General features: G+C 64.4%; 7 protein-coding genes and 1 pseudogene. 5 read left to right on the forward strand and 3 right to left on the reverse strand.

What is annotated here, in order from left to right:
* Positions 1-139: 139 nt before the first annotated feature.
* Positions 140-598 (forward strand): annotated as a pseudogene (locus MKK69_RS17780) (SDR family NAD(P)-dependent oxidoreductase); the annotation flags it as partial.
* 35 nt (positions 599-633) lie between these two features.
* Entirely contained in the window at positions 634-1395 is a 762-nt protein-coding gene (locus MKK69_RS17785) for a nuclear transport factor 2 family protein (RefSeq protein ID WP_243969966.1), read from the forward strand.
* 849 nt (positions 1396-2244) lie between these two features.
* Here the strand turns inward: MKK69_RS17785 and MKK69_RS17790 are convergent.
* Positions 2245-2790, reverse strand: coding sequence for a PAS domain-containing protein (locus MKK69_RS17790; protein ID WP_243969968.1), 546 nt, complete (start codon positions 2788-2790; stop codon positions 2245-2247).
* A gap of 133 nt (positions 2791-2923) precedes the next feature.
* Here MKK69_RS17790 and MKK69_RS17795 point away from each other — a divergent pair, with 133 nt between their 5' ends.
* Positions 2924-3136 carry a hypothetical protein gene (locus tag MKK69_RS17795; RefSeq protein WP_243969970.1) on the forward strand — a complete coding sequence of 71 codons (213 nt, stop codon included), beginning with the start codon at positions 2924-2926 and terminating at the stop codon, positions 3134-3136.
* 330 nt (positions 3137-3466) lie between these two features.
* On the opposite strand, the gene MKK69_RS17800 is transcribed toward MKK69_RS17795, so the two are convergent.
* Positions 3467-3985: an HXXEE domain-containing protein gene (locus tag MKK69_RS17800; protein ID WP_243969972.1), complete on the reverse strand. Its 519-nt coding sequence runs from the start codon at positions 3983-3985 to the stop codon at positions 3467-3469.
* Positions 3986-4733: 748 nt separating this feature from the next.
* Between MKK69_RS17800 and MKK69_RS17805 the strand changes: the two genes are divergently transcribed.
* Positions 4734-6440, forward strand: a complete 1707-nt coding sequence (locus MKK69_RS17805; RefSeq protein WP_243969975.1) for a sensor histidine kinase — start codon at positions 4734-4736, stop codon at positions 6438-6440.
* Positions 6441-6645: 205 nt separating this feature from the next.
* The gene (locus MKK69_RS17810) at positions 6646-9927 is read left to right on the forward strand and encodes a PAS domain S-box protein (protein ID WP_243969977.1); all 3282 of its coding nucleotides are present in this window, start codon (positions 6646-6648) and stop codon (positions 9925-9927) included.
* Here the strand turns inward: MKK69_RS17810 and MKK69_RS17815 are convergent.
* Positions 9924-10118 carry a NepR family anti-sigma factor gene (locus MKK69_RS17815; protein ID WP_243969979.1) on the reverse strand — a complete coding sequence of 65 codons (195 nt, stop codon included), beginning with the start codon at positions 10116-10118 and terminating at the stop codon, positions 9924-9926. The genes MKK69_RS17810 and MKK69_RS17815 overlap by 4 nt on opposite strands.
* Positions 10119-10677 lie beyond the last annotated feature (559 nt).

A 10677-nucleotide genomic window follows, 5' to 3' on the forward strand; every position in this document is an offset into this window, starting at 1 on the left:
GATGGAAAGACGCGCCCTCGGTCACGGCCGCTACAACGCGCTCGCGCAGATCGACTGATAAAGGTGATGGCATTGCCGCCTCCTTAACCGGTCAACGCGGCAACCCCGGCTCCGTCGCAACGCCTCCGGGAACAGCTCTAACGTCATGAGCGGTGTGCGCGCGTCCCGGCACTACCTGCCGAGGATGGTGCGGCGGGGCTGGGGGCGCGTTGTCTTCGTCAGCAGCGAGTCGGCGGTGAACATCCCGAAGGAGATGCTCGATTACGGCATGACCAAGACGGCGCAGCTGGCGGTGTCGCGTGGTCTGGCCGAGGCGGTCGCCGGAACAGGCGTCACCGTGAACGCCGTGCTGCCCGGCCCTACCCGCTCAGAGATCGTCGGCAACCTGACTGCGGGGCAGGCGGCGTCGCAGGGCGTGACCCAAGAAGACGCGGAGCAGGCGTTCCTTAAAACGCTCCGGCCGACCAGTCTCCTCGGGCGCTTCGCCATGCCGGACGAGGTCGCCAACATGATCATCTACGTGTGCTCGGAACAAGCGTCTGCGACCAGCGGTGCTGCGCTGCGCGTGGACGGCGGCGTGGTTCGTTTCGTGGCGTAGCACCTTCATGGCCAAGTGATCGCGGGGGGGCCAGGATGGCGTCGGACAATGTCGAGAAGGCGATGGGGCTGCTTCGGGGCCTGTCGTCGGGCGATCGGGAGCTGGCGACCCAGCACGTCAGCCCGGACGGGTTCGTCCAGCACGATCCGATGATTGCGGACGGTGTGGACGGTGTGGACGGTCTGCGCGAGCAAGCGGGCCGGTCGACCGATCAGCTGGAGATCGTCAGGGTGTTGGAAGACGGGCCTTTCGTGGTGGCCCACGGACAGCAGGATGCCGGCGACGAACAACGCGTGTTCTTCGCCGTCTTCCGGTTCGAGAACGGCTTCATCGTTGAGCATTGGCGCTTCTCTACACCCCTATCTCCGTCTAACCGAAGTGGGCACACGCAGACCGACGGACCGACCGAGCCTGACCGCGGGCAGGACACGGACAGCGTCAAGGCCTTCGTGCGGGATTACTATGAAACCGTGCACATCGGCAGACGGCACGACCGGATTGGCGACTACATGGCGAACGATCTCCAGATCCGACACGAGCCCGGCGTCCGGGACGGTATTGCGGCTTTCCGGCAGGATCTCGTCATGCTGACCCGGGCGAGGATCATCGACGATATCGTCCTGCTACTAGGCCAAGGCGATCTGGTCTTCATTGCCGCGCGAGGGACGCACGAGGGCGAACCCTGTGCCTACCTCGACCTCTACCGTGTCAAGGCTGGCAAGCTAGTTGAGCACTGGGGATTCCCGCAAGCGATCCCGCCGCACGAGCGGTCAGAGAACGGCAACGGCATGCTGTGACTCGCGACCGTACATGCCATGCTGCGCGCCGTGAGAAGGACTGCTTTCCACCGATTTTGTTGAAAAACTCGGGTCTGAACCGCGGCGGCGCTGCGAACCGGGTGGGCCGGAGAAGGTCCTGCTATCGCACTGCCCGAAACTTGCTGCGGTAGTGGTATTGCATGGGCAATGAGAGACGAAAATTCTTCGAGGCGGCGCCTTGGATGACGCCTGAAGCGCTACCTCTGAGTTTTTCAACAAAATCTACCCCGAGCCGAAATTTCAAGACGGCCGACGAATGACCGCTTTTGGGAAGCGTCCGTGTCGATCCAGGCGGCTGGGTTGGGTCGAAGCCAGACGCGAACGGCGGTTCGCTAAGGGCGCACCCATAGCGGACCGATGGCGTCGGTTTCGATCTGCATACCCAAAACGAACCATGCGGATCGTTTACTATGGGTGGTGAGGGGACCATAGCGTTTCGCCCGGAAGCGGACGTCTCGCTTATATCCCGCTGCGCGTATGGCAATGAGCCTGACTATTCCCGGGAAGCTTCACAAGGGCCCAAGCGTCAACCCCACTCCATCGGTTGTGCGTCTTCATTATTTACAATTTTCAATTGCATGATATGGTTAGCGGCGCTGCCGGGCGACGATGATCGTAAACGACCGCCCGAAGGATCAAGTTGGTGTTCCACGTCATCGTGCTGAGGTCCAGCATCTGATCGCAGGGGGCATGACATGGTGGTAGTGGTTCTCGACCCTCGGACCGGAAAACTCATCCAGATCCGTGTACCGCCGCGACCACCGTCCAAGCCGGCAACGCAGTGGGCAAGATACTTCTGTCTTCAGTGAGATCCGAGGTTGCGATCACTCAGTTGAGCCGCAGCCGCGATCCGTCACTCCGGGCCAGTGCTTGGCCGATCTTAAACAAGGCGGCTTTCACCTCCCTCAAGCCTGACGTCGCATCGTGCTGTTCCATCAGCGAGTGCACGATGATGAGGTGGTCCGCGATGGTGTCGAGGGGTGACACGGCCTGCGTGGCTACGTGTGTCGGCGGCGGGATGAACCTCTCGATCCCACCGTATGCGGCGATCTCAGTTGCCTCTGTCGGTGCAAACTCAGTCATGGACCCGAGATAACCGAGGAACGAGCGCCCTGGCGGCCCAAACGAGGGAACACCTCCAGCCACGAGCCACCGCACCGACCCGTCCGCGCACCGAATGCGGAACCGGACACAGAATTCGGCCTGTGCCTTGGCCGCCTCCGAGAAGACGGCCCTGACAGCATCCTGATCGCTTTCCAGGACTGGTGTGGTCCAGCCGTCCCGGTATGCCATCTCGCGTGTCTGCCCGGCGTAAGAAACCCATTCGAGGCAGATGTACGTGATTTCGCCCTGGGCGTCGGTCGTAAAAATCACCGGCACCTCCCGCATCAGTCCGGTGGCGCCTACATTCCGCTACAACCTTTGAACGCACAAGCCGTTCAGGCTACAACCCGGCGGGATGGTATCTCCAGCCACCTCACACGATAGACAACCGTTGGAGGGCAACATGCTGTACGAGAAAGACGCTCGTCATGACAGTTTAAGGCGGATTGCAGACGCACTCCGTATTCCTGTCGATGATTTGTATGGAACGGGCAAAAATGCCAGACAATACAAGCAGACTGATCGCATGTTTAACTTGTGGGAGCAGCTTGAGACCGACAAGTTACGAGAGGATGCGCTGGATGCGATTAGATTGATAATTGCAAAAAATAGATAGCAAAATATTTGCTACGACGCGCACAATCGGCGATCATGATTGGTTCGCAGTCGCTTTCCAGCGGTAGCCAACGCTGCGGCTCTTACGATTGCACAAACTTCTTTCAAAACACGGTTGCAAGCGGACTCTCCCAGGGTCTGCAGCAGCTCGAAACCAGCCGAAAACGTCGGTTCGCTAAAGGCGCGTTCATAGCGGACCAATGGCGGCGGTTCCCGATCGCATACCCAAATCGTACCGCTCTGATCGGCTGCTACGGGCGAATTTGTGACTGTCCGTTTCCAAGAGGCAATGCTTAGAAGCGGACGTTGCGGTCCCGCCCCCTCACGACCCTCAAAGGACCCTGATCCGTCGAACGGCATTAGCCGCAATCAAGATATGGATGGCGAGCGCACCCGCCAACCCAAGAACGTGCTGAGCTATCGTCACCGAATTGCTTATGGAAACGCTGACAAGCATCGCCAAACTCAGGGGCAGAAAGATTACGACCCCCGTTACGACGCCAGGATTATAGCGACGGAACCGCCCCGCCATGATCAAATGCCCAATTGCGTTGACGAGCATCGCGTAGGGGGCGACCAGGGCGTATCCCGGCTCAGCGAAGATGCCAACGTACAGGGCCGCAGCGTTCACGGCCCACACGAGGCCCACGTTGATGACCAGCACGTCGTTCGGCGTCATCGCGAGGCGCCCACCGAACGCGATGGCGTTTATGAACGTTCGGAAGCGGTCTCCGGCGTGCTCTTCAACCTGATGGAGCATGTACGCGGGCGAGAGCAAGTACAGAAGCACTACTGGATAGTTTGCCGTTTGCAGGACTGGCGGCGCGACGATGAGGAGCGACGCAGCCATGAAAGCGGCGCCGGAGACCCAGTTTCTCCAGAGCCACGGTACGATCAATCTAAGAGCCATACTTCGCTTGTATCAGTGCTGGCAGAGGTTGGTATCCCATCCTGAGCCGACCTTGCACGGCAACCGGGCTATGATCGCATTGAGGAAGCTCTAACGCCTCTCTACATGCCCGGCTTCGGTCGGAAGCCGCCGCGAATGCCGGTCTGCTAAAGGCACGTCCATAGCAGACAGACAGCGCCGGTTCTCGTTTTCATACCCAAACCGTACCGTGGTGATCGGCTGCTATGAGTGGCTACCGGACTTCAACCTCTCGTCCAAAAGCAGACGTGCCAAGTTTAAGGCCAGCTTGCCATTGAAGTCGATGCGCGTTGTTGAAGGGAGCGGGCCAGAGGAGCGTCGTTCCATTAGGGCAAGCGCAGTGGAACCGCGCAGCTGGAACTCTGCCGTCTCGTTCGTATCGGCAAGACGGAGCCTAACGCTCGGTCTCATGCCGGTTGTGTCGCTATCGCCGGACCGTTTACGCGACCATAAGGTTTTCAGGCCGAGCTTGGCGTTCGTAAGCGAAGGCGCTACAGACCGCACGGATGACCTGGACCGCGATCGACAGGTTTGCGGCCGAGCCGGCGCCGTTCTACCCCGACCTCACGCCGCATGACCGCGTCCTACTTGGGATCAGGTCGGTCGCCCGTGTTTACCGCCGGCCGGGAGGATGGCGCTCACACCGAGAACCGGTCGGCCGGGTACCTCGATGTCCCTGACCACCCGCATCCTGCTCCTGGTGTTGCTCGCCCTCGCACCTGCACTCGCGATCCAGGGCTACAACGAGAGCCAACTGCGCGCCGCGCGTGATGAGGCCGTCCGCGCCGACACCTTGACCACCGCGCGGGTGGTCGCCGACGACCTCTCTCAAGTCGCCGAGGGCGCCCGTCAGGCCCTCGACTTCGTGGCGCGGGACCCGGCGGTGCGCGCGATGGACCTGGCCGGCTGCACAGCCGACCTGCGCGACGTCGCCCGCGACAACCCGCAGCTCGCCATCTTCTCCCTGAGCCGGCCCGATGGGGCGGTCATCTGCAACAGCCTCGGTTCGGCTGCCGGCTCCTACAATGTGACCAACCGCCTGTATCACCGACGCGTCATGGCCGAGGACGCGTTCGTCATGGGCTCGTACATCCGCGGCACGGTCTCCGGGAAGGACACCCTGCACTTCGCACGGCCCTTGCACGATGCCGACGGCCGGACGGTGGCAATCCTGGCCGCCGCGTTGGACCTCGTTTGGCTCGACCGCCGCCTCCGACGCGACCTGCGGCAGCCCAGCACCTCGCTCACCATCGCGGACGCCGACCACACCATCATCGTGCGCTACCCGGACGGCGAGGGCTTGATCGGCACGACCGTCCCCGAGGAGCGCATGCGTATCCTCTTGGCCCGTGGCGAGGGCGTCAGGGTCGCCACCGGCTTCGACGGCAGGGAACGCGTGCTCGCGAACGTGCACCCCATAGGCCCTACCTCCGCGGCGTGGGTCACGGTCGGGCGCGACCGAAACGTGGCCTTCGCCGACGTCGATGCGGCCGCGCGCCGGGGGGTGATGCTGATCGGCCTCGGGGCGGCGCTGGCGCTGGTGGCCGCCCTGCTCGCCGGCCGCCTCTTCATCCGCCGCCCGTTCGATCGCCTGCTGCGCGCCGCCGCCGCGTGGCAGACGGGTGATCTCACCGCACGGATCGGGATGACCCGCGGCGACGAGTTCGGCCAGCTAGGGCGAAAGCTCGACGCGATGGCCGGCACCCTGCAGCGGCACGAGAGCGAACTCCGCGACGAGATCGCCCGGGGGCGCGAGATGCAGGACCGGCAGGTCACGCTGCTGCACGAGTTGAACCACCGGGTGAAGAACACGCTCGCCACCGTGCAGTCGTTGGCGCGCCAGTCGGCCCGGGGCGGCGAGGGACAGGCGGTGCAGCTCGAAGGGCGCATCCTGTCCCTGTCGAAGACCCATGACCTGCTCACCCGCGATGATTGGAGCGGCGCCACCCTGAACGAAGTGTTGGAGAACGAGCTGTCACCCTATCGCGCCGGCTGCGACCACATCGTCCTCGACGGTCCCGAGGTGGCGCTGCCGCCGCGCCACGTCTTGGCTCTCGGCATGACCGTGCACGAACTAACGACCAACGCGGCCAAGTACGGGGCGCTATCGACGGCAGAGGGCCGGGTCGAGGTGAGCTGGCGCGTCGATCGAGGCGAGACGGGTGCGGCGTGGCTGCGCTTGACTTGGCACGAGAGCGGCGGCCCGGCCGTCGCCCCGCCGGAGCGCCGCGGGTTCGGGACGCGACTGATCGCCGGCGGCATCGGACGCGAGCTTGCCGGGGAAGTCGATCTAGCCTTCGATGTGGACGGCCTGCGTTGCCGGATCGACGTGCCGTTGGCTGAGGTAGGCAGCCGTATGCTCGCGCCGACGCGGTAGCCTCACCCCACCGGTGAGGGCGGTACGTCGCGGGATCGCAGTCCCGTGCCGCCCCGAGGGGTGCCTGCATCTGAAGCGATCACAAACAGGGTCAAATCATGCCGATGGGGCAGTAGCTTGGCGGGATGTGATGTCCAGGCTACAGCTCAACTTGGTCCATCGAGGCCGTGCTGAGCAGCCTTCAACCGTCGCCATCTCCAGACGCATGACGACCGCCCCTCCTGAGCCTGACCGCCTGCACGTCCTGGCCGCATACGCGGTCATGGGCACGCCGCCGGAGAAGGGGTTCGACGATCTCGCCAGGATAGCGGCACTGCTGTGTGGGGCGCCGACCGCGCTCGTGTCCCTGGTCGACGATCGGCGGCAGTTCTTCAAGGCGCGGGCGGGCTTCGACGGCGGATGCGAGGCGCCGCTCGACGTCGGGTTCTGTCCGCTGGTGGTCAGGGCCGAGGCGCCGCTTATCATCCGTGACACGCGCGAAGAGGGCCACGCCGACAATGCGGCCGTCACCGAGGCCGGGGTCCGCTTCTACGCTGGCATCCCGCTGCGGACCTCCGAGGGTGTGGTGCTCGGCACGCTCTGCGTGCTCGATCGACAGCCGCGCCCGGAGGGACTGACACCGGGTCAGACAGAAGGGCTGGAGCGGCTGGCCGAACAGGTCGTGGACCAACTCGAACTGAGGCGCGTCCTGGTCGAGCGCGAAAGGCTGCTAGCGGTACAGAAGACGGCGGCCCAGGAGCGCCAGGCCTACAGCCAAACGCACGATGCGATCGCGGCGAGCGCCGGCGATCTCGATGTCATCCTCGGCGCGGTGATCGACGGGGCGATGCGCGCCGTGCCCGCGGCCGAGGGGGGCGTCCTAGAGCTGATCGATGGCGAGGAGCTGGAATACCGAGCCGTCGGCGGGACCCTGACCCCGCACCGGGACGTGCGCGTGCCGCTGGACGGGAGCACGTCCGGCGCCTGCGCTCGGGCCAACGAGCCGATCTTGTTGACCGATGCCCTGCTCGACCAGCGGGTGAAGGCCGATCTGCGGGCGATACTAGACCTTCGCTCTGCCGTGCACGCGCCGGTCAAGCGCGGCGGCAAGGTGCTCGGCGTGCTCAAGCTGCAGTCGAGCAAACCGAACGCGTTCACCGGCCACGATCTCGAACTCGTCAGGAGCTTCGCCGGCTTGGCCACGGTGGGCCTGACCGAGGCGAGTGAGATCGCGGCGCAGGGGGCGGTTCGGGCGAGCGAGGCGCGCTACCGTGCCGTGTTCGAGAGCGCGATCGACTACGCGATCATCGTGCTCGATCTGCAAAACCGCGTCATCGACTGGAACGCCGGCGCCACTCGGATCCTCGGCTGGACGCCGCAAGACGTCTGCGGGAGCCCCGCCGACGTGTTCTTCACGCCCGGAGACAAGGAGGCCGGGATTCCCGCCCAGGAGATGCACAGCGCCCTGACGGTAGGTCGCGGCATCGACGAGCGCTGGCACCTGAGGAAGAACGGCGAGCGCTTCTGGGCCAACGGCGAGATGATGGCCCTGCGCAACGAGGCGGGCGCGGCCATCGGCTTCGTCAAGATCCTGCGCGACCGTACCGAGCAGCGCCGCGACGCCGAAGCGCTGCGGGACACGGCCTTACGGCTGCAGCAGGCGCAGGAGGCCGGCGGGATCGGCCTATTCTCGATCGGCATCGCCGACGCGATCCTGCGGCCGATCCCGGAGTTCTGCCGCCTGTACGGTTTGCTGGAGCGCGAGGCATACCCGTCGACGGCGTTCGAGGAACTGATCGTCCCCGAGGATCAGCACCTGATCTCCACTGCCCGCTCGCGGCGCAGCGGCGAGGCGCCCCGGGACGTCGCGTATCGTATCCGCCGGCCGGACACCGGCGAGGTCCGCTGGATCGCGCGCAAGGGCGAGATCGAGCATGACGAGGCCGGACGACCGACGCGTTTCTCCGGCGTCGCCCAGGATATCACCGCCCAGCGGGCCGCCCAGGAAGAGCTTCGCATCAGCCAGGAGCGCTTGAGCCTGGCGTTCGAGGCGGCCGGTGCCGTGGGCTGGTGGGACTGGGACGTCCCCAACGATCGCATCGTGGCCAATGCCCAGTTCGCCGAGCTGTACTCGGTCGACCCCGCGGCGGCGGCGGTTGGGACCCCGATCGCCAGCTACATCGACGGCATTCACCCTGACGACCGGGAGCGGGTGGGTGCGAAGATAGAACGGGCGCTGGCCACGGCCGGCGAGTTCGCCGAGGAGTACCGCCTGCTCCGGGCGGACGGCAGCGTGCGCTGGGTCTACGCCCGCGGGCGCGGCTATCACGACGCCGCCGGTCGGCCGCTGCGGTATCCGGGAGTGTCGATCGACATCACGGCACGCAAGCTCGATGCCCTGCGCCAGGCGGCTTTGGCCACGTTGGGCGATCGGCTCAAGGAGCTGAGCGACCGCTCCGAGATTATCGGTGCCGCGGCCGAGATCATGGGCCGTACGCTCGACCTGTCCCACGCTGGATACGGCGCCGTCGATCAGCGCCGCGAGACCATCGTGATCACGCGGGGCTGGAACACCCACGGTGCCCCAGCCATCGCCGGTCAACACAGCTTCCGCGACTACGGCTCCTACATCGACGATCTCCAGGCTGGCGAAACCGTGCTGATCGCCGACGTCAGCCGCGATGCGCGCACGGCGACCGCGGCCGACACGTTCGCCGCCCTCGGGGCGTGCGCTCTGGCCAATCTGCCGATCATGGAACGGGGCCGGTTCGTGGCCGTGTTCTTCGCGCTGAAGGCGACGCCGCACGCGTGGAGCGCGGACGAAGTGGTTTTCCTGCGCAGCATCGCCGATCGCACCCGCGCGGCCGTCGCCCGGATCGAGGCCGAGGACCAGCAGCGGCTCCTCAACCAGGAACTGAGCCACCGCATGAAGAACGTGCTGGCGATGGTGCAGTCCATCGCCACGCAGACTATGCGCACGGCCACCGACATGGATACCGCCAAGGAGGTGCTCGCCGGGCGGCTCGTCGCCCTGGGCAAGTCGCACGACCTGCTGCTTGGCGGAGCGATCGGCAGCACCGCACTCGATACCCTGATCGCGAATGCACTGGAGTTGCACCGGGATCGACCGGGCCGGTTCGTCATCGAAGGTCCCGCGGTCGCGGTGGGCGCGAGGGCGGCGCTCTCCCTCTCGCTGATCCTGCACGAACTCGCGACCAACGCGGCCAAGTACGGCGCGTTGTCGACGGCCGCGGGGCAGGTCAGCATCGATTGGCAGATCACGTCCGAGACGCGTGAGGCGGTGATCGTGCTACGCTGGCTGGAGGGGGGCGGCCCGGTGGTGGTCCCTCCGACGCGGACCGGCTTCGGCACTCGGTTGATCGAACGTGGTCTGGCCGGCAGCTTCGGCGGGGTTGTCGACCTCGCCTACCCGCCGACGGGGGTGATCTGTACGATCACGGCGCCGCTCAGCGGATTGCAGGCGGACGATCCGGGATCGCTCGCCTAATCAGCGGGAACGCCCGGGTCGAGGACCTGTCGACCCTCGGTGGCATCGAGCTGACGGAGCAGGGCGGTCAAGACGTCCGGCAACGGCTCGGCCGGCAACGCGGCGTAGACAGTCTGCAGCTTGCGGCCGAGGTGATGCTGGATCGCCCGGGGTGAGTAAGAATGGACGCAGTTGGTTTGAGGTCCTGGCATGGAGAGGGGACTTTCGAGGGCAAATATCGACGGCCCAACCGGGGGCGTTCGCTCTGTCACACCAAGTCGCTCCGATGACCGCAGGTTGCGAGGTTCTGCGTTAAAATAGATCGGCGCCGTTACGTTCCAGCCAACCAAGAAAAGCTTAAGCGTGTCACATGGCGAGCACAGCCATGTCGCGGCTGGCCGAATAAGCACTTGAGAACGGCCCTATACTTTTCATCAATTCGATGGAAGACGCCCTATCCAATCGCCCAAAGTTCGAACGAGCGGGGGAATGTCTCCGACACATAGACCGATTTCGAACCAACTTCGCCGTTTTCACGCCTCTCGCCTGATCTTGAAAGCCGTCATTCGAGCACGCGGAGGTTGGTGGATGCGGGTTTACCGGCGTGACCACCGAGCACTCCATCTCGGAAAATAGACGTAGCTAAAAACGCTTAACCAGCATATGTCTTGAAAAATCTTGTGTACCAGAGGCATGCGGCAAAATATTCAATTTAATAAGGTAAAATTCAATTGGAAAAAACAATTAATTATTAAAAATTGGAAAAGACAA

It is taken from the genome of Methylobacterium sp. J-026, assembly GCF_022829585.1.
Lineage (GTDB): Bacteria > Pseudomonadota > Alphaproteobacteria > Rhizobiales > Beijerinckiaceae > Methylobacterium.

Bases quoted from the DNA above. Each gene is read 5' to 3' on its own strand.
- MKK69_RS17795 (WP_243969970.1), top strand. From the start codon at position 2,924: ATGCTGTACGAGAAAGACGCTCGTCATGACAGTTTAAGGCGGATTGCA.
- MKK69_RS17785 (WP_243969966.1), top strand. From the start codon at position 634: ATGGCGTCGGACAATGTCGAGAAGGCGATGGGGCTGCTTCGGGGCCTG.
- MKK69_RS17810 (WP_243969977.1), top strand. From the start codon at position 6,646: ATGACGACCGCCCCTCCTGAGCCTGACCGCCTGCACGTCCTGGCCGCA.
- MKK69_RS17800 (WP_243969972.1), bottom strand. From the start codon at position 3,985: ATGGCTGCGTCGCTCCTCATCGTCGCGCCGCCAGTCCTGCAAACGGCA.
- MKK69_RS17815 (WP_243969979.1), bottom strand. From the start codon at position 10,118: ATGCCAGGACCTCAAACCAACTGCGTCCATTCTTACTCACCCCGGGCG.
- MKK69_RS17805 (WP_243969975.1), top strand. From the start codon at position 4,734: ATGTCCCTGACCACCCGCATCCTGCTCCTGGTGTTGCTCGCCCTCGCA.